The sequence below is a fragment of the Thermosynechococcus sp. PKX82 genome (assembly GCF_031583255.1).
Taxonomy (GTDB): domain Bacteria; phylum Cyanobacteriota; class Cyanobacteriia; order Thermosynechococcales; family Thermosynechococcaceae; genus Thermosynechococcus.
Window position 1 is genome coordinate 979,083 of record NZ_CP134169.1, and the last position, 19,852, is coordinate 998,934.

Consider the following 19,852-nt stretch of genomic DNA (forward strand, 5'->3'; position numbering starts at 1 on the left):
ATCAAGTTGCAGTAGGATGGAGAGTAGGCTGCATTGACAGGAGCGTGCGCCATGCTAAAGATAACTCGATCGCCATTTCCCCTTTGGCTAACCAGTATTGTGCTTCTTGGAGCGATCGCCCCCCTCCCTGCCTTGGCACAGCGGGCTGCGGGCGACATTGTGATTATTGGCAACTCTCCCTATGAGTGGGGACGCAATCAACGCTACTGGAATCATTTGCTCAACCTTTCTGGCGCAACGGCAGCCGCTTCTACGCCAACACCATCAGAGACGCCCCAAGAAGTCGATCCCAAAGTGCTGGAACAACAGCTCCTACGCAATATCCGTGTGGGGCAGCCGCAGCTTCAACCTGTACTGAAGTTACCAGGCTCTTCAGTGGTGACCGGTACCGTGACGAACAATAACCGCCAACCGGTAACGATTCAATCCGTTAACTATGAGGTCGTGGGGCCTAATGGCCAAATTCTACAAACGGGTGCAGCGACGCCAGAACCGGCAACTGTCGGTCCCGGTCAGACAGTGACCTATCAACAAATGCTCCCCACTGTGCCAGCGGATATTGGGGCACGGGTGCGCTTAATGCAGCCAGCGGTGCGGCTCCAAGGGGGTGTCTAGACCGCTTCGCCTCGGTATCACGGGGGGAATTGCCTGCGGTAAATCGGTGGTGGCTGCCTATTTGCAGCAGCAGTATGGTGTGCCTATTGTCGATGCCGACCAGTTAGCGCGGCAGGCGGTTGCCGTCGGAACGCCCATTTATCAAGCGATTCTCGATCGCTATGGTGTTGAGATTTGCCGTGATGATGGCAGCCTCGATCGCTCCCGTTTAGGGGAAATTGTCTTTGCCCAACCCCAAGAGCGCCACTGGCTAGAAGCGCAAATTCACCCTTGGGTTATTGCCCAGATGCAGCAAGCCATTCAAGCATGTGATCAGCCCCTGCTGACCCTCGTGATTCCCCTATTGTTCGAAGCCCACCTCGAAGGGTTAGTGGATCAGATTTGGGTCGTTGCCACCACACCTGCACAGCAGTTAGCTCGCCTTCAGCAGCGGGATGGTCTCTCTGAAAGTGCCGCCGCCCTGCGCCTAGCCAGTCAACTTCCCCTAGAAGAGAAAATTCGACGAGCAGACACCGTTCTTTGGAATACAAGTGGTCTTCAAGAACTCTACCGTCAAGTGGATCAAGCCTTTTCCCTACTGGGCAGGGATCGCAAGGGAAGTTAGCCCCATCGTTACCTGTTGCAGAAAACTTTCTGGATGAATGGGCAGAGAAATGTGGCGATCGGCCCCCCGATAAGGGCGCTCTGATCCCAAAATAAAAATCTTCAGTTGCTCAGGGGTACAGCGTTGTCGCAATTGATCTACAAGCTCCTGCAAATCCCCAGAGCTAAAGGGTTCTGCCAAAAGAACGGCAATGGGCGTCAGGGCTAGCAACCGTTCCACTTCACCATCGACGAGCCAAATCACTTGGTAACCCGCTGTGGTTAAAATCGAGCAGATGAGGGTGGCTGTGGCTTCCTCTTCACTCACAAGCACAATTCGCCCCTCCGGTTCGACCAGTACATCCGTTGTGGCGAGGGGCGGCACATCCAATTTGACTTTGGTCGGCTCCAAGAGGGTGTCCGTAGAGGTTGCAGGTAAGCCAACGGTGAAGGTGCTGCCTTTGCCTTCAGTGGACTCAACTTCAATCCAGCCATTGTGCAGATCCACCCATTGCTTGGTGAGGGCTAAGCCGAGACCAGCGCCGGTATAGGCACGGCCAAAGGAGCTATCCAACTGCTGAAACTTCTGAAAGAGCAAGGGTTGCAGGTGCGCAGGGATGCCGATGCCATTGTCCTGCACTTGGAAAATCAGTTCATCCTCTTTCCACCATGCCCGCAGAATCACTTCCCCCATCGCAGGCGTGAACTTAATGGCATTACTGAGCAGGTTAATGAGAATTTGCTGGATGCGGCGGTAGTCTCCCCAAAAGCGATCGCGACTTGGCGGGATCATCAGTTGATGCTGCAAGTGAATTTGATGGCGCTGGGCTTGGGATTTGACCACTTCGAGGCAGTCGGTACAGAGTTGTCGAATCGAAAAGGCACTGTAATGCAGCCGCGATCGCCCCAATTCCGCTTGGGAGAGATCAAGAATGCTGTTAATTAACTCCAGCAGGTGCGTGCCACTCTCATGGATAATTTCCAAATACTCCCGCTGTTTTTCCGTTAGCGGACCGAGGGGCCAGCGCAAGAGGGTGGCCGAAACCCCAATCACACAGGTGAGGGGCGTGCGCAACTCATGACTCATGGTGGCCAAAAAGTCATTCTTAATCCGATGGGCGGCTTCCATGGCACTCAGGGCTTCCCGCAGGGCTTGGGTGCGTTCATTCACGCGCTGTTCAAGGGTAGCCTTTTGCTGTTGCAGCTCGCTGTAGAGTTGCGCTTGGTAAATGGCAATACTCAGGTGTTGACTCAAATGGGTCAAAAACTCAACTTCTTGGGGTTGCCATTGGCGGGGGCGATCGCACTGGTGGGCAATGAGCACTCCCCAAAGTTTTTCTTGAACAATGATTGGCACAATTAGCCAGGCCTTGATCTGCCAGCGGACGGCAAAGGCCTGTAGGCAGGGAACCTCTTGATAAAATTCGTCAATGTCACTGACTGTGATGGTTTGGCCACGACTGAGACGCTGATAGCTACTGCTGGGTAGGGCAGACCACTGCCAGCAGTCATCCCAGAGCCCAAGAACCGACGGAATTCCGCCATGGCGGCAAGATTCGTAGGCAATTTGCCCCTGCAATTGACCAGTAGAATTGTAAAACTGTCCCACCAGTAGCCGATCGGCACCTAAAAATTCGCGAATCCGATCCACTGCCATCTTCAACAGTTCTGGTAGCTCCAGACTTTGGCGAATTTGGGTGGTGACCTGATGCAGCAGGCGCTCTTTGGCCTGTCGTTCGCTCAAGGCAGCAGTGACAAGGGGGGCACAATTTTGACACTGCTGAGCCATGTCTTCGCTGAGCACATTCATCAGCGAAAGGGCCAAGTCGGCGGGCAACGTTTGGTCTTTGGCGGTCAAGGGAATCAACTGCTGCAAAACTGAGCGGATCAGGGAACGCTGGCCTAGGGGTGTCTGGCTGCGAATTTTGCGCAGAAAGCGAGCGATCGCCACCGGCTCAGTGAGGATTTTCACCCGATAGGCACTCATCTGCGGTACGGTTTCTGCCTGCAACAGCAGCGCAAAGGTCTCTGCCACGACGACGAGAAAAGGGGCATCGGCAGACGCTATCACCTCTTCACGGGTAAGGACAGTTGCGCCGCGATGGCTAGCTTCTGCGAGCAGGACTGTGGCGATTCGCTCGTAGAAAAATGCTGGTAAAATTCGATCAAAGACGGGCTGGCGCATAGTTTTTGAAGTTCAATCCTTGATCGGTTCATCACAGAAAGTGGCATTGCCATGCGGGTTGCGATCGCTAGAGGCTTTTCCCATTAATTTCTGTTGTAGCGGCTCAAGGGGGACAGGGGGGAAAACCCACCAGTTTCTTTAATGATTGTTGTCAACGCATGCATCGAATTCTTACATTAAATGATCTGACTGTTGCCACAGATAACAGCGATGTTGCATTTCTACAGCAAAGCAGTGCTCCCGTTATTATTTTAACGGCAGCGGATACGGATATTGCCCTGCTGGCTCAAGCCTACAAGCAGCTACCCGAGAACTTTCCCCCTCTACGCTTGGCGAATTTACTGCATTTACAAGCAGCAGCAGCCATTGATGACTATGGCGATCGCGTCCTAGCCAAGGCCGACGTGGTCGTGATTCGCCTTTTGGGGGGACGGGGCTATTGGAGCTATGGCCTAGAGGTGGCGCAGCAAATGGTCAGCGATCGCGGTGGGCAGTTGATCTTATTGCCGGGGGACGATCGCCCCGACTTAGAACTCATGAGCCTCTCCAGTTGGCCGCTGGCCCAAGTTGATCGCCTCTGGCAATACTTCCGCGAGGGCGGACAGGAAAATATTCAGCGTGCCCTAGAGTTCATTGGCCACTACGGTTGCGGTTGGGGTCAGCCCCCCCCACCCCCCCAAAGGATTCCCCGCTGGGGCAGCTATCCGATTGCGGGGCAGATAGCCAGCGACTGGCCGCAGGTGGGGATTCTCTTTTACCGTGCCCATTACTTAGCGGGCAATACGGCGGTGATGGATGCCCTCGCTCAGGCCTTGCTGCAGCGGCAATTGGCACCTGTCCCCCTGTTTGTCTCCTCGCTGCAAGATCTAGACATTCAACGGGAACTGCTGGCGGCATGGCGGGGCAAGGTGGAATTGATTCTCAATACGACGGGGTTCGCGATCGCCAAGCCCAAGGAGGTCAACTTTTGGCAGCAATTGGATGTCCCCGTGCTACAGGTCATTCTCAGCAGCAACACCCACGAGACTTGGCAACACCATCCCCAAGGACTGACGCCCCGCGACCTTGCCATGCACGTCGTCCTGCCGGAGGTGGATGGCCGCATCATTACCCGTGCGGTGTCCTTTAAGGCGGTGTCGCAAATTCAAACAGATGTGGAAACCACCGTGACCACCTATGCCCCGGCGGGCGATCGCCTGCACTGGGTCAGTGATCTGGCAGCCAACTGGCTGAAACTGCGCCACAAAGCCCCCCATGAGCGCCGCATTGCCCTGATTTTAGCCAACTATCCCTGCCGCGATGGTCGTCTTGCCAATGGCGTCGGTCTCGACACCCCCAACAGTACGGTAGCACTCCTGAAGGCATTGCAGCAGGCTGGCTATGATCTTGGTACTGACCCGTTGCCCAAGGATGGCGATGCCCTGATCCACCACCTCAGCCGCTACCGCACCAACGACCCCGAAGGCAATCACTGGCGGCAGCCCCGCTACACCCTTCCCCTTGAGGCCTACCAGCACTATTTTCAGAACCTACCAAGGGCAGTACAGGCGGCCATTAACGAACGCTGGCCGTCGCCCACCACAGACCTCCCCATTGCTGGTGACTGTTGGGGCAACATTTTTGTCGGTGTCCAACCCAGTCGGGGCTACGATCGCGACCCCAGTTTGAATTACCATGCCCCCGATTTGGAACCCACCCCAGCGTATCTCGCCTTTTACTTTTGGCTGCGCCATGTTTTTGGGGTGGATGCGATTGTCCATGTCGGCAAGCACGGCAATCTAGAATGGCTCCCTGGCAAAGGCATTGCCCTCAGTGACACCTGTTTTCCCGAAATTGCCCTTGGCCCTGTCCCCCACTTTTACCCCTTCATTGTCAACGATCCCGGTGAAGGTGCCCAAGCCAAACGCCGTGCTCAAGCAGTGATTTTGGATCATCTGACTCCCCCCCTCACCCGTGCTGAGCTGTACGGTGGTCTAGAGACCCTCAGCCACTACATTGAGGAATACTACGCCGCTGAGCAGTTCGATCGCCCCCGTTTGAGTGTGCTGCGGCAGCAGATTGAAGCCCTCGTCAAAGAACTCGATCTCGATCAAGAAATTGGTGCCCCCAATCCTGAGGAAACCTGGACGGCGTGGCTAGCGCGCACCGATGGCTACCTCTGTGATCTGCGGGATGCCCAGATTCGCGATGGCCTGCATATTCTTGGCCAATGCCCTCAGGGACGGCAGTTGCGAGATCTGATGGTGGCGATCGCCCGCAGTCCCAGTGGCCAGCACATGGGTCTCACTCGTGCCTTAGCAAAGGATCAAGGGGTTGATTTAGATCCCCTGACCGCTAACCCAACCGATCCAAGTCCTGTACCTAGATACCGTTCCGTTGGTGAGTGGCAGCATGCCCTCGAGGAAACCGCGGCAAAACTGGTGGAGGACTTACTGAAGGGCACCCCTGATCTCCCCTGTGGCCGTGCAACTCAGCAGGTACTGGATTGGATTCGTACGGTGCTCTACCCTGCCCTGCAACAGACCCGCCAAGAAATTGACCACTTTCTCCATGGCCTCAATGGCGGCTATGTTCCCAGTGGCGCTGCCGGTGCCCCCAGTCGTGGTCGTCCGGATGTCCTACCCACCGGACGGAATTTCTATGCAGTGGATTTGCGAGCGGTACCGACGGAAGCTGCTTGGGCATTGGCGGAGCGATCGGCGGCAGCCCTCATCGAACGCTATTGTCAAGAGCAGGGAGAATTTCCCCGTACCCTAGGTCTTTCGGTATGGGGCACCGCAACCATGCGCACCGGGGGCGACGATATTGCCCAAGCCCTTGCCCTGTTGGGGGTTCGTCCTGTCTGGGAGGGCGCCTCGCGGCGGGTGGTGGATTTGGAGGTGATTCCCCTGTCGCTGTTGGGACGACCGCGTGTGGATGTCATGCTGCGGATTTCTGGCTTTTTCCGCGATGCCTTTCCCAACCTGATTGCTCTTTTTGATGAAGCGGTGCAGCGGGTGAGCCAGTTGGATGAACCCGCGGATCAAAATCCCTTGGCAGCCCAAGTGGCCAAAGAAACGGCCTATTGGCAACAGCAGGGTCTCTCCCTGAATCAAGCTCAGGAACGGGCACGCTTTCGCATCTTTGGTTCCAAGCCCGGTGCCTATGGGGCGGGACTCCAAGGACTGATCGAAGCCCAAAACTGGCAGGGGGATGACGATCTTGCCCGCGCCTATATTCACTGGAGTAGCTATGCCTACACCGGCGAAGCCCACAGCCACAATGCAGCGGAAGCCCTAGAGCAGCGGCTGAGTCAATTGCAAGTGGTGCTGCAAAACCAAGACAACCGCGAGCATGATCTATTGGACTCCGATGATTATTACCAGTTTCAGGGGGGCTTGACCGTTGCCGTGCGATCGCGATCGGGGCAGCAGCCCACGGTTTACTTTGGCGATCACTCACGGCCAGAGCAGCCAAAAATTCGCACCCTCCAAGAGGAACTGCTGCGAGTCTATCGCTCCCGCGTCATTAATCCCAAATGGCTAGCCGGCATCAAGCGCCATGGCTACAAAGGTGCCTTTGAAATGGCCGCCACAGTGGATTATCTCTTTGGCTATGCCGCTACGGCTCGCTGTGTGCCCGATTATGTGTTTACAGGCATTACTCAGACCTATTTGCTTGATAGCGAAATGCAAGCCTTTGTGGCGCAGCATAATCCTTGGGCACTGCGGGACATGGCGGAGCGACTCCTCGAAGCTGCCCAGCGTCAACTGTGGCAAGCACCGGATCCGCAGATCCTAGACCGCCTGCGAGCGATCGCCCTAGAGGCCGAAGGTTTAATTGAAGGCAAATTTTAATGGTTTAGCTTTAATACAGCAAAATCAAGCGCAATACCCGCGCGATCGCTGCCACCAAGCAGACAATCACCAACTGCCCTGGCAAGGCAAAAAGCGAATACTGCTCTAGTAGCTCCACCAAGGGTTGACTCAACTGCCCTGCAAGAGCCAGACCACTGAGGTAGAGGGCACCGCAGACATGAATGAGCACCAGTCCCCCTAGGCCACTCAAAGCAAGCCATTCTAAACTCACTCGCTTTTGGGGGCGAAAAGCCAGCCAACCACAGACCCAAGCCCCCGGCACAAAACCCAAGAGGTAACCGAATGTCGGTTCACGCCAGTAGTCCAGACCTCCCCCTTGGGAAAACACCTGAAACCCGCTGAGACCCAGAATCAGATAAGCCACCTGAGAGAGGGCGGCGGCTTGCCGTCCCCCCATGCAGCCCACTAGAAGAACCGCCGCAACTTGATAGGAGACGGGTAACCCATACACGGGAACGGCGGCCCATGAACTGGGCAAAACAAATTGCCCTTCCTCATTGAGGAGGTTGGGGAGGGCGATCGCCGCCTCCATGAAGGTTCCAGCCACTGTCAGCAGGAGGCCTAAAATGGCCCACAAAAATTCATCGAGGGGTGACAGGTTGGTTCTCAAGAGCACTGCAACACATTAGGCGGGACAGACGGGGTCGGACTTGTATAGTGAAACGCGAGATCCGTATCCCCCATCATAATAAGGTCTCCATGGTATAAGACTCGCTCCTCCGACAGGGGTGTACCGTTAATTAATGTGCCATTGCGACTATTGTTGTCACGGATCAGGTACACCAGAGCATTGCCCCGAGGGCGTAGTTCAATGGTTGCCTGATGTCGGGAAATATAGGGGTCGTGAATAATAATGTCACAGTCGCTGGCGCGGCCAATTTTCCAGAACGCCTTTCCTGCGAGGTGATACTTGCCGACCACCGTACCTTGGGAGCGCACAATTAGCCATGCTTGTTTGTCAACGTCTGGAAGGTGGGTCATAGGGGTCTGCCACGGATACTTTTATCATACGTACTCTATCCATACTTTTGGGGCGGGCTAAGGCTCTGAAAACCTGTGGTAATCCAAGATTGGATGTCTGTCAGCTTCAGTAGTTGTACGGATAACAAAAGGTTAGTGAGTATGTTTAGATGAAGCTAGTAAAAAAATATTCAAGACTCTTTAAGGTTCAATTGTGAGGGAAACATGAGGCGTTTTTAGCACAAAGCTTTTACCTGTCAATTATGCAAAATAGCTGGGCGATTTTATTCACTTTAATTGACTTGTTGTGAGTTTTCTATGAAAAAGCCAGCTTCAGATTCTGCATCTAGTTTAAGCCAAGTCTCCCCTTTGACGGAGATTAAAAATCAGGTTGTACCGACTCAGCAACTGAAGCTACGGCGATCGCTCCTTGCCAATTTGTTAGTGTTCGCAGCCGGGTGTGGCATCCTTGCCTTTGCAGGCTTGTTTCTCTACCGCCATTTAACAACCGTGCGCAGTCGTGATGCGGTCATTAATGGCGTCATTGTCAATGTGCGGGCTCCGGAGGAAGGAACCCTCCAGCAACTGAGGGCAAAGGTGGGGCAATTTATCAAGCCAGCGGAGGAGACGCCCCTAGCCGTGCTAGAAAATGCCTACCTTAGCCAAGGCAACCTCAAGGAAGTTGAAAAATGGCTGGAACGGCGGCAGGGTGAACTAGAAGCCGCTCAGGCAAAACTGGCTCAGTTGCAGGGACTCCTCGCCTCTGCCCAAGGGGATGAACGCCATCAACAGCTGCTTGAGGTAAAACAAACCAATCGCCAAGTGGCGGCTGCCCAAGCGGAACTAGGGGCTGCTAAAGCGAATCTGGCCGATGCCAAGGCACGCTATCGATTGGCAAAAATTAACTACGGCCGCTTTAGTCGATTGGCACAGCAGGGAGCGGTACCCCAAGCCCAAGCAGATGCGGCTCTAACGGAATTGCAGCAAAGCCAAGCGCAAGTGGCTGCTCGCCAACGGGAAGTGGAGGCTGCCGCTGATAGGGTAGAGGCGCTCAAGGCCGATGCCCGTGCCGCTGAATTGGGACTGACCCTGCGCAACACTCGCAGCAACTATGACCCCCGCCTGCGGCTTCAGGAGCTAAAAATTCAGATTAGCGAACAGCAGGCGATCGTCCAAGGGCTGAAACGGGAAATTGCGGCTCAACAGCGACAGGTTGCCCAAGCCTGGCAGGAGGTTGCTCAGCGCAAGGTGGTGAAGGTAACGGCTCCCATTGCCGGCTATGTCTGGCGGGTGGATGCCCGTCCGGGGATGTTTCTCGGCAAAGGGGATCAAATTTTGCAGTTATTGGATTGTCAACGGCGCTGGATTGATGTGTTTGTAGAGGAACAGTCCCTGCGGCTAATCCACCCCGGTACCAAGGCCAAAATTGAACTCTATGGCAGCAAAGGCAAGGTGGTTTGGGGCACAGTCACCAACATTCGCTCTGGCTTGGGTCGCCTCAACCCCGGCGACGATCAGGTGATCCCGATTCCCGAGAACTATCCGCGTCAAAGCCAAGTGCGCGTTGAATTAGACGCTGATCAAGACTGGGGTGAAGGCAATTTCTGTTATGTGGGCTACACCGCACGGGTGACCTTTCAAATTTCCCCCTAAGCGTTTATAGCTATCCTAAACAATGCTCAATCCTTCATAGTTGCCTTTTATCTGGGCGATAAGAGATATTGATGCAACTTTGCACTTAGCCCTGGAAGGTCTGGTGCCATTCATAGATAAGATTAAATCTAATTAGTCTTGTCCATAGGCATAAGCGGGGTTTATGTTGCAATCATTTGCGGACACAGTATGGCTCATTCCCTTTTACTCGCTGGCGGGAATGGTGCTGTCCTTGATTTGGTCACCGGGGATCACCCGGAAAACGGGACCTCGTCCAGCGGGCTATTTGAATCTCTTGCTCACGTTGTTCTCCTTTGTTCATGCACTGTTGGCCACGGTGGCGATCGCCAACCAACCGCCGCAGTCTTTGCACTGGACGTGGCTGGATGTGGCGGGTCTGCACTTTGACATTCCGGTGGAAATTTCCATCTTGACCACCACCGCCCTGATGCTGATTACGGGTTTGAACCTCATGGCTCAGATCTTTGCCATCGGCTACATGGAGATGGATTGGGGCTGGGCGCGCTTTTTTGCCCTATTGGCTCTGTTTGAGGGGGGGATGGGGGCGCTGGTGCTGCTGGATTCTCTGTTTTTTAACTATGTCATGCTCGAAATTCTGACCCTAGCGACCTATTTGCTCATTGGCTTCTGGTTTAACCAACCGCTGGTGGTGACCGGTGCCCGCGATGCCTTCCTCACCAAGCGGGTGGGAGACTTGGTGCTGCTGATGGGGGTGTTGGCGATTTATCCCCTTGCTGGCTCTTGGAACTACGACGATTTAGCGGCTTGGGCAGCTACGGCTCAGGTGGATCCCACCCTCATTACCCTAATTTGTTTGGCGCTGATTGCTGGGCCAATGGGGAAATGTGCCCAATTCCCATTGCATCTGTGGTTGGATGAGGCCATGGAAGGCCCTGTGCCTGCCTCTATTCTGCGGAATGCCATTGTTGTGGGCACGGGGGCATGGGTGCTGGTGAAGCTGACGCCGGTGCTGAGCCTTTCCTCTGTCGCTCTAACAGGTTTGCTGGTCATTGGTAGCGTCACTGCCTTGGGAGGAACCCTGATTGCCATTGCCCAAGTGGACATTAAACGCGCCCTCTCCTATTTGGTGAGTGCCTACATGGGCTGGGTGTTTATTGCCGTTGGTCTCAAGGAGCCGGGCTTAGCCTTTGTCTTTATCCTCACCTACGGCGTGGCCATGGCACTGCTGATGATGAGCATTGGCAGCATTATTTGGAATAGCATTACCCAAGATCTGCGCCTATTGGGCGGGCTGTGGTCGCGGCGCCCCATTTCCGGTATTTCGTTTCTCGTTGGTTCTGCAGGGTTGCTGGCGGTTCCCCCCTTGGCCAGCTTTTTCCCACAGGCAGAATTGCTGGATACGGCCTTTGCCCAACTGCCTTGGGTGGGGGTGGTGCTTCTATTGATGAATGCGTTTGCTGCCTTTAGTCTTGGTCGCACGTTCTGCCTGATTTGGGGCGGTGAGGTCAAACCAATGACGGCGCGATCGCCCGAGGTCTTTTGGCCGATGATTTTGCCGATGACCGTTGATCTGGGTCTGGTGCTGCACTTGCCCATTCTCATGGGGCGCTTTGATTGGGTGATTTGGACAGATCCTTCCTTAACCACAGCAGCTGCCCTGACGGTAACCGCTATCTTGGGCTGGGGTGCAGCCGCATGGGTCTATCTCGGCCAAGCCATTCCCAAGCCGGTGCAGTTTCCCCTACCGTCGGTACAGGATCTGCTGGCCTACGATTTCTATACGCCGAAGCTCTACAAAGCCACCGTGGTGGGAGCAGTGGATATGATTTCCCGCATGACTGCTTGGTTTGATCGCACGTTTGTGGATGGCACTGGCAATGCCTTTGGCGGGGCAACCCTGTTGGGGGGCGATCGCCTGAAGTACAGTACAACGGGTCAATCCCAAGCCTATATCCTCACCATTTTGATGGGGGTCGCCCTTCTGGTGATTGCCATTTGTTGGCCACTGCTGGCTTAGTGCTCCATTCCTTGAGGTTCTTGCCCTATGCTGACGCTGTTAATTGTTTTGCCTGTCATCGGTGCGCTGCTGATGCCGCTGCTGCCAGAACGAGCCTTGCGTTCGGTTGCTTTGGTGAGCGCTGGTGTCACCTTTGCCCTGTCCCTCTGGATGCTGACGCAGTTTGATGTCCAGCAGACCGCACTACAATTTACGGAATTTGTGCCGTGGCTGTCGCCCTTGGGATTGAACTATTCCCTTGGTGTGGATGGGTTGTCCCTCCCGCTGATTGTCTTGGGAACGTTCTTAACCCTTGTGGTTGTGTTCACGGGTGAAAAAAGTGGCCATCGGCTCTTCTATGCCCTTGTTCTTTTGGCCAATGCGGGAATTACCGGGGCGTTCGCAGCACAAAATCTGCTGCTGTTCATTCTCTTTTACGAAGTTGAGTTGGTGCCCTTTTACCTGTTGATTTTGATCTGGGGCGGGCAGCGTCGCGAGCAGGCAGCGATCAAGTTTCTGATCTATACGGCAGTCTCAGGAATTCTCGTGCTAGCTGCCTTTTTGGGGATGGGCTGGCTCACCCACGCTCCTAGCTTTGACTATCAAGATATTCAGGTTGCTGGCTTGGCACCGACGACCCAAGGGATTCTGCTGCTGCTGTTGATCCTAGGTTTTGGCATCAAAATGCCCTTGGTGCCCCTTCACAGTTGGTTGCCCGATGCCTATGTGGAAGCCTCAATGCCAACCGCCATTCTCCTTGGGGGGATCCTAGCTAAGCTGGGTGCCTATGGCCTAGTGCGGTTTGCCTTAGGCTGTTTTCCAGAGGCTTGGGGGCAGTTTTCTGGCCTGCTGGCCCTTGTGGCGGCTCTTGGCATTAGCTATGGAGCACTGGCTGCGATCGCCCAAAAGGACATTAAACGCATGGTGGCCTATAGCTCCATTGGTCACATGAGCTACGTATTGTTGGCGGCAGCAGCCCATACCCACCTCAGCGTCGTCGGCGCCATTGCCCAAATGATTAGCCATGGCCTGATTTTGGCATTGCTATTCTATTTGGTTGGCGTCATTGAAACGAAAGTTGGCACCCGCGAACTCAATGTGCTCAATGGCTTGCTCAATCCTCTGCGGGGGTTACCGACCACCAGTGCTCTCCTCATTTTGGGGGGGATGGCCAGTGCCGGTATTCCAGGATTAGTGGGGTTTGTGGCGGAATTTTTAATCTTCCAAGGCAGCTATGGTACCTTCCCGATGCCAACTCTAATTGCGGTGGTGGGCACCGGCCTCACGGCTGTTTATTTTGTAATTTTGATTAACCGCACCTGCTTTGGTCGTCTTGACAATGCCACTGCCTACTACCCACGGGTGGTTTGGTCAGAGAAGTTCCCCGCTATGGTACTGACACTGCTGATTCTGGTTCTGGGCATCCAACCAACATGGCTGGTGCGTTGGAGTGAAACCACCAGTGCGCAGCTGGTTGCCGCCATCCCCACTGCCACCGAAACCGTTGCCAGTTTACCCCTATAGCTCAGAGAGGAAACCATGGTTGAAACAATTGAGCGTCCCAGTTCGGCAAAACTGCCCCCACTGGATCACCCCCTCGCCGACATTATTTACCGCCTTGAGGCGGGGGGTGCCCTCATTCCCGACACGCCAGTGAACCTGATGAAGATCATCGGTATGTACAAGGCCTACGCCATTCCGATGGACTTTTACTGGCGGAATTTGCTGTACCTCGGTGAGCGGGTATTTATCCATCCTTTTCCCTTCTTCAAGTATTTTCCAACCAAGGACTACTTTGAGTTGGCCAATCACTATGCTGGGGATACAGCGGATCTGCGGATTTGGCGTGGCCCTGCCCATGCCCACCCCGAATTGATGGAATTTATTGCAAAGGGGGAAACAGGGAAAATGCCGCGTCTGCTCCACCACCTTTGGCACGACCGCATCAACATGGAGTTTTCCGAAAGCTTGGCGCGCTCAATGATGTGGCATCGCATGGGGGGGCAGCTGGATATCTACCTTGACTCTGAAGAGTACAAAGCCGCCGCCGATAGGGCAATCCGCGCCTACTTCAAAGGCAACCCGCTGATGCTCGGGCTGTACAAGCTCTTTCCCGACCTCTTCTTGGAGCAGGCTCGCCAAGCCACCTACATGAACGTGCTGGGGCTATTTTGGGAAGTGATGGCACCCGTCTTCTTCGAGATGAGCGATCGCTATGACGAGGGCAGCATTACCAGCGTCAAGGATGCCATGAACTTCTTGGTCAATGGAATTTTTGCCATTGCCGGTCGCCCGATTTACCACCACGTCTATATTGATGGCGAGGTGCATGTCCTTGTGCCCAAGGAAAAGGGCTTTATGTGGCTCTATGAAGCAGCCTTCCCCTATGTGGAAGCGGTCTTTTACCGCACGGCGCCCTTCCGGGGAACGAAGTCCTACAATGCCCAAGCCAATCAGGTGCCCACTGATCAGGTGGACTTCCACTATGGCATTCTCTTTGCCGATAAATTCCCGGTGGGGACGGCGGGGATTCCCCCCACACTGCTGCATCAGGACATGTATCACTTCCTACCCCAGTACCTGAAGGATTACTTCCACCAGCACTGTCGCGGCGAGGATGATATTTTGGTGCAGTTGGGAATTGCCTTCCAGCATGCGATGTACACGGTAACCTCCGCTGTTTTGCAAGCAACCCGTGCCGCCTTCTACTACCCCTTAGATGATCCCAATCCGGAGCATCTCATGGCCAACCGGCGTTTCTTTGTGGCTCAGATGGATCGCTTTTTGCGACCGCAGTACGGCATTGCTGAAGCCTGCAAAATTCGCAATGTCCAAGATCCCAATTATTTGTAGGGAGTTGTAGGACAGGACATTAGGGAGAGGGGGTGTGTCTCTTCTCCCTTTTTGCTAGGCTGGAATCAAAGTGAATTTTTGTAACGAGGTAAAGCCGTGGCCAACGTGGAAATTTATACGTGGTCTCGTTGTCCTTTTTGTATTCGGGCAAAGCAGCTGTTAACCCGCAAAGGAGTAAAATTTACCGAGTACGTCATTGATGGCGATGAAGCGGCTCGTGCTGCAATGGCTCAACGTGCCCATGGCCGGCGATCGCTCCCGCAAATTTTTATTAACAACGAACACATTGGCGGCTGCGATGATCTTTATGCCCTAGAGGCACAAGGGAAATTGGACGCTCTGTTGCAAGCGGCAGCTTAATGACGGTGGATATTGCCTTTATTATTGACCCGATCGCCCGCCTTGACCCCGGCCACGATACCAGTGTGGCCTTGATGGAAGCAGCGCAAGCGGCAGGCGCACAGGTGTGGGTAACGGAAATTTCCCAACTGCTGATCCGCGAAGGTCAGGTATGGGCAGCGCTCACCCCGATCCAGTTATCGCCCGTGCAACTAGTGGCCAGCCAGTGGCAGATTCCCCAACCTTGGTTTCAGACGGGGGCAGTGGAATGGCGACCCCTCAACACCTTTCGAGCGGTGTGGATGCGCAAGGATCCCCCCGTGAATACCGCCTACCTCTATGCCACGTACTGTCTTGATTTAATCGATCCCCAGACCACCCTTGTCCTCAACTCGCCCGCAGGGTTGCGCCATGCCAATGAAAAGATGTATGCCCTGCAATTTACGAGTGTGACTCCCAAGACCATTGTCACAGGAGATAAGCAGCGCATTCGGGAATTTGTGCAGCAGCAGGGCATGGCCGTTCTCAAGCCCTTGGGGGGCAAAGCCGGAGAAGGCATTCTCTTTTTGCAGGCGGGCGATCGCAACCTCAATTCCATGATTGAAATGAGTACTCAGTGGGGACAGCTACCGGTGATGGTGCAGGAGTACCTACCCGCGGCCAAGGAAGGCGATAAACGAATCATTCTCCTCAATGGGGAACCCATTGGTGCTGTGAATCGGATTCCCACAGGGGATGAATTTCGGGGCAATATGGCCACCGGCGGACGCGTGGCAGCAGTGGAAATTACCGAGCGCGATCGCCAGATTTGTCAAACTTTAGCCCCTGCCCTACGGCGCGATGGCCTGTACTTTGTGGGGATTGATGTCATTGGTGGCTATTTGACAGAAGTGAATGTCACTAGCCCCACGGGCGTTCGTGAGATTGATCGCCTCAATGGGACTTGCCTTGGTCAACAGGTGATGGCTTGGCTATTAGGCTAACATTGAGTTATGCTTAGCCACTCAGGGGATGTGATTCAAACCAGTAATCAAGTTTTGATAAAGCGATATGGTTCACAGCAAAGAACGCGCCCCCAGAAATAGAACAATTACGTTGACCGAGCAAGAACAAGCGAAGTATCGACAGCGACTCCTACGGTTGAGTCATCCTGTGAGCTTATCAGAAATCATTAACCGCACCATCCATCAAGATATCTTTGAGGTCATCAAGTTTCTCCCAAGTCAATTTGTTGATTTGCTGTTTATTGATCCACCTTACAACCTGAACAAAGTATTTAACTCAATTAGCTTCAAGAAAAAAAGTTTAGAGGATTACATTAACTGGCTAGAGTCTTGCTTGTCGAGTCTTGAAAAAATTCTAAAACCAACTGCATCTATTTACATTTGCTCTGATTGGGAATCCTCAACTGCTGTATTTGAAGTCATTAAAGACCGTTTTCAAATCCGCAACCGAATTACATGGGAGCGCGAGAAAGGACGAGGAGCAAGCAAGAATTGGAAAAATGCCTCCGAGGATATATGGTTCTGCACTGTTTCTAATGAGTACACCTTTAATGTTGAGGCTGTTAAGCTCAAGCGTAAAGTCATCGCTCCCTATAGAGTCAATGGACATCCCAAAGATTGGGAAGCCACGGAAGAAGGAAATTACCGCCTAACGCATCCTTCTAACCTGTGGACAGACTTAACTGTGCCCTTTTGGTCAATGCCAGAAAATACAGATCATCCCACCCAAAAGCCCGAGAAACTACTGGCTAAGGTCATTTTAGCTAGCTCCAATCCAGATGACATTATTTTTGATCCGTTCCTCGGCTCCGGAACAAGCTCTGTCGTTGCCAAGAAGCTCGGTAGGCGTTTTTTGGGGGTTGAACTGGATGAGACTTATGCTTGCCTAGCGGAGAAGCGCCTTGAAATGGCTGAAGTAGATGCTTCGATTCAGGGCTATGCTGATGGCGTGTTTTGGGAAAGAAACACATTAAGTGAGCAAGGACGTTTTACGCAAAAGCAGTATCAGTGCGAAAAACTATTTCACCAACCAGAGCTTTTTCCCTAGAGGAAACATAAGAATCAATGGAAAAAAGACATATTTTCTATGGTGATCAGATTGGTCAAATCGAAGAAAACATCAAAGAACTCTTAAACTCACAGGAAGATTTCTTGTCTGCTGTGACAATCAATAGCCCAAGAGCTGTTGGCGATGCTGTTCAGCAAATTCTTGCCAATCATCTACAGGCGGTTCTTGGTGAAGAGATTTGTAAAAACTATTCAGCACATTTTGCCCGTAGAGCCATGGCTGATCTCGCTTTCAAGGATGATCAAGGATTTTACTATGTCATTGACGTGAAAACCCACAGATTGAGTACACAGTTTAATATGCCCAATTTAATTTCTGTAGAACGCCTCACTCGTTTCTATCAATCAGATGAAAATGTTTTTGCAATTTTGCTGATTGCCTATGAGGCTCAAAGAACTCGTATCGGTATTGAAAATGTTCAATTTCTGCCAATCGAGTTTTTGGGGTGGGACTGCTTAACAATTGGCCCTTTGGGTTGGGGGCAAATTCAGATTGCGAACTCTAATGTTTTAACGATTAACCGTGGCTACTCCCGTAAGCAGTGGATGCTTGAGTTGTGTGATGCATTAGCTGAATTCTATCCCCGTGAAATTAGCAAAATTGAAGGGCGGTTGAAATACTTTACAAAGGTTCGCGAGTTTTGGCTTAATCATAGCGATTAAAGCTTTTTTCATAAAGTTAAACATCATAAACCAAGCTGCAACATGGCCGTGATGCGACTGAAAACGGATAGTTGCCTTGTATAATCACTGTACTGAATCTCTTCCTTTTGCCTATAATTGATAGGCTGGATTTTTTCACGAGTCTATGAGTCGCGGCACACTCTTTGATAAGGTTTGGGAACAGCACACGGTGGCGACACTGCCCTCAGGGCAAACGCAGCTCTTTATTGGCCTGCACCTGATTCACGAAGTGACGAGTCCCCAAGCCTTTGCCATGCTGCGGGAGCGGGGATTGGCGGTGCTGTATCCGCAGCGAACCGTGGCGACGGTGGATCATATTGTGCCGACAGATACGCTGGCGCGTCCTCTCCAAGATGCCCTTGCCGAAGAGATGCTGCAAGCCCTTGAGGCGAATTGCCGTGCTCACCATATTCCTTTCTTTGGGATTGGCTCCGGTCGTCAGGGCATTGTCCATGTGATTGCTCCCGAGCAGGGGTTAACGCAACCGGGGATGACGATCGCCTGCGGGGATAGCCACACCTCTACCCACGGTGCCTTTGGGGCGATCGCCTTTGGGATTGGCACCAGTCAAGTGCGGGATGTGTTGGCGACTCAGACCCTCGCCCTCAATAAGCTCAAGGTTCGCAAAGTAGAAGTGAATGGCTCCCTTGGCTCTGGGGTCTATGCCAAGGATCTCATCCTCCACATTATTCGCCACCTTGGTGTTAAAGGCGGTGTTGGCTATGCCTATGAGTTTGCTGGCAGTACCTTTGCCCAGCTCTCAATGGAAGAGCGGATGACCGTCTGCAATATGGCCATTGAAGGGGGAGCCCGCTGCGGTTATGTCAACCCCGATGAAACCACCTTTGCCTATTTACGAGGCCGCCCCTTTGCTCCCCAAGGCAAGGCTTGGGATGAGGCGCTGGTGTGGTGGCGATCGCTCGTCAGTGATGCCGATGCTGAATACGATGATGTTGTCACATTTGCAGCTGCAGATATTGCACCGACGGTCACTTGGGGCATTACCCCCGGCCAAAGCGTTGCGGTGGATGAGACCTTGCCCACCCTAGAGAGTTTGCCCGAGGCAGAACGGGCGATCGCCGCTGAAGCCTATGCCTACATGGATCTGCAACCGGGGCAGCCCATTCAAGGCACCAAGATTGATGTCTGCTTTATTGGCAGTTGCACCAATGGTCGCATTAGTGATCTGCGGCAGGCTGCCAAAGTTGTCGAAGGGCGCAAAGTCAAACCCGGTGTCAAAGCCTTTGTGGTTCCCGGTTCAGAACGGGTGAAAGCGCAAGCCGAAGCGGAGGGTCTCGATGTCATTTTCCAAGCCGCAGGGTTTGAATGGCGCAATCCTGGTTGCTCGATGTGCCTCGCCATGAATCCCGACAAGCTGCAAGGGCGTCAGATCAGTGCCTCATCTTCCAATCGCAACTTCAAAGGACGCCAAGGATCAGCAGCGGGACGGACACTCCTCATGAGTCCAGCGATGGTGGCCGCCGCAGCTATTACGGGTGAAGTTACAGATGTGCGGGCATTTCTTTGATGTCCTGCTTAATAGATATCAAGTTCTTTATCAGCCCTGTCACATTCCCTAAAGTATGAAATTATCCTCCTAGACAATGACAATAGAGACAAGGGGAGGAGCGGTTTATGTTTCCAATCTTTCCAAAAGGAGGCTGTCTATGAAAATGTTACAGGGCTTGCTGGGGGCAGTGGTTCTGGGTATGGCCTCTATTTTGCCTGCTGCTGCTGAGACGCTAGTTTCTGATAGCGGGCTGACTGAAATTTACGGCTACCAGCTTAGCCCCTTGCCGGGAGACATCTTGCCCTACACCACCAAAGTCAATGGACGAGTTTATGAGGGCACCATTAACGTCACGGCAAGCGGCAATGGCTTCGTGCGCGGCTTTTTTAGCGATCGCGATCTTGGCGGTAATTTTGGCTGTAGTGGCGAAGTAACCATTCAATGGGTACGGGATAATCGCTATATTTCCGTGTGGCGAGTTGGCGGTACTTATACGCCGCGTCTGCAATGTCCGCAAGCGGGCACCACGGCTCGTCTGAATATGCGCCTCTATCCCTAGAGAAA

Annotated in this window: 16 protein-coding genes; 13 read left to right on the top strand and 3 right to left on the bottom strand. The window is 53.3% G+C overall.

The annotated features are described in order from the left end of the window. The first annotated feature begins 51 nt into the window (after positions 1-51). Both RHH53_RS04695 and coaE read left to right on the top strand, forming a co-directional pair. A complete protein-coding gene (locus RHH53_RS04695) occupies positions 52-615 on the top strand; it encodes an FxLYD domain-containing protein (protein ID WP_206201270.1) in 564 nt (187 codons plus the stop codon). Then, positions 608-1,219: a dephospho-CoA kinase gene (gene coaE / locus RHH53_RS04700; RefSeq protein WP_206201271.1), complete on the top strand. Its 612-nt coding sequence runs from the start codon at positions 608-610 to the stop codon at positions 1,217-1,219. The genes RHH53_RS04695 and coaE overlap by 8 nt, the downstream gene beginning before the upstream one ends. Here the strand turns inward: coaE and RHH53_RS04705 are convergent. Further along, positions 1,190-3,382, bottom strand: a complete 2,193-nt coding sequence (locus tag RHH53_RS04705; RefSeq protein WP_206201272.1) for an ATP-binding protein — start codon at positions 3,380-3,382, stop codon at positions 1,190-1,192. The two genes, coaE and RHH53_RS04705, sit on opposite strands and share 30 nt — an antisense overlap. 158 nt (positions 3,383-3,540) lie before the next feature. Here RHH53_RS04705 and cobN point away from each other — a divergent pair, with 158 nt between their 5' ends. After that, the gene (gene cobN / locus RHH53_RS04710; protein WP_310437872.1) at positions 3,541-7,218 is read left to right on the top strand and encodes a cobaltochelatase subunit CobN; all 3,678 of its coding nucleotides are present in this window, start codon (positions 3,541-3,543) and stop codon (positions 7,216-7,218) included. Positions 7,219-7,228: 10 nt separating this feature from the next. Here cobN and RHH53_RS04715 read toward each other — a convergent pair whose 3' ends face one another. Both RHH53_RS04715 and RHH53_RS04720 read right to left on the bottom strand, forming a co-directional pair. Then, on the bottom strand, positions 7,229-7,771 hold the full coding sequence (locus tag RHH53_RS04715) for a biotin transporter BioY (RefSeq protein WP_302677817.1): 543 nt from the start codon (positions 7,769-7,771) through the stop codon (positions 7,229-7,231). A 74-nt stretch (positions 7,772-7,845) separates the two neighbouring features. Then, the gene (locus RHH53_RS04720; protein ID WP_206201274.1) at positions 7,846-8,220 is read right to left on the bottom strand and encodes an FHA domain-containing protein; all 375 of its coding nucleotides are present in this window, start codon (positions 8,218-8,220) and stop codon (positions 7,846-7,848) included. Positions 8,221-8,517: 297 nt separating this feature from the next. Between RHH53_RS04720 and RHH53_RS04725 the strand changes: the two genes are divergently transcribed. The 10 genes from RHH53_RS04725 to RHH53_RS04770 all read left to right on the top strand — a co-directional run bounded on the left by RHH53_RS04725 (position 8,518) and on the right by RHH53_RS04770 (position 19,847). Continuing rightward, positions 8,518-9,852: an HlyD family efflux transporter periplasmic adaptor subunit gene (locus RHH53_RS04725; protein ID WP_310744163.1), complete on the top strand. Its 1,335-nt coding sequence runs from the start codon at positions 8,518-8,520 to the stop codon at positions 9,850-9,852. Positions 9,853-10,015: 163 nt separating this feature from the next. Beyond that, entirely contained in the window at positions 10,016-11,851 is a 1,836-nt protein-coding gene (locus tag RHH53_RS04730) for an NAD(P)H-quinone oxidoreductase subunit F (RefSeq protein WP_310437869.1), read from the top strand. Positions 11,852-11,878: 27 nt separating this feature from the next. Beyond that, positions 11,879-13,354, top strand: a complete 1,476-nt coding sequence (locus RHH53_RS04735; protein WP_310744164.1) for an NADH-quinone oxidoreductase subunit M — start codon at positions 11,879-11,881, stop codon at positions 13,352-13,354. A gap of 15 nt (positions 13,355-13,369) precedes the next feature. Beyond that, positions 13,370-14,683 carry a CO2 hydration protein gene (locus RHH53_RS04740; RefSeq protein ID WP_310437868.1) on the top strand — a complete coding sequence of 438 codons (1,314 nt, stop codon included), beginning with the start codon at positions 13,370-13,372 and terminating at the stop codon, positions 14,681-14,683. Between the two features lie 96 nt (positions 14,684-14,779). Beyond that, positions 14,780-15,043 (top strand): glutaredoxin 3, encoded by a 264-nt coding sequence (gene grxC, locus RHH53_RS04745; RefSeq protein ID WP_250682073.1) that lies wholly within the window; start codon positions 14,780-14,782, stop codon positions 15,041-15,043. A gap of 5 nt (positions 15,044-15,048) precedes the next feature. Further along, positions 15,049-16,005, top strand: coding sequence for a glutathione synthase (gene gshB, locus RHH53_RS04750; RefSeq protein ID WP_206201280.1), 957 nt, complete (start codon positions 15,049-15,051; stop codon positions 16,003-16,005). A 67-nt stretch (positions 16,006-16,072) separates the two neighbouring features. Beyond that, positions 16,073-17,074: a DNA methyltransferase gene (locus tag RHH53_RS04755; RefSeq protein ID WP_310454353.1), complete on the top strand. Its 1,002-nt coding sequence runs from the start codon at positions 16,073-16,075 to the stop codon at positions 17,072-17,074. Between the two features lie 17 nt (positions 17,075-17,091). After that, positions 17,092-17,757: a hypothetical protein gene (locus tag RHH53_RS04760; RefSeq protein WP_206201282.1), complete on the top strand. Its 666-nt coding sequence runs from the start codon at positions 17,092-17,094 to the stop codon at positions 17,755-17,757. Between the two features lie 145 nt (positions 17,758-17,902). Continuing rightward, complete coding sequence (gene leuC / locus RHH53_RS04765; protein WP_149817384.1) at positions 17,903-19,306, top strand: 3-isopropylmalate dehydratase large subunit; 1,404 nt, start codon at positions 17,903-17,905, stop codon at positions 19,304-19,306. A gap of 139 nt (positions 19,307-19,445) precedes the next feature. Further along, positions 19,446-19,847: a hypothetical protein gene (locus RHH53_RS04770; RefSeq protein WP_206201284.1), complete on the top strand. Its 402-nt coding sequence runs from the start codon at positions 19,446-19,448 to the stop codon at positions 19,845-19,847. Positions 19,848-19,852 lie beyond the last annotated feature (5 nt).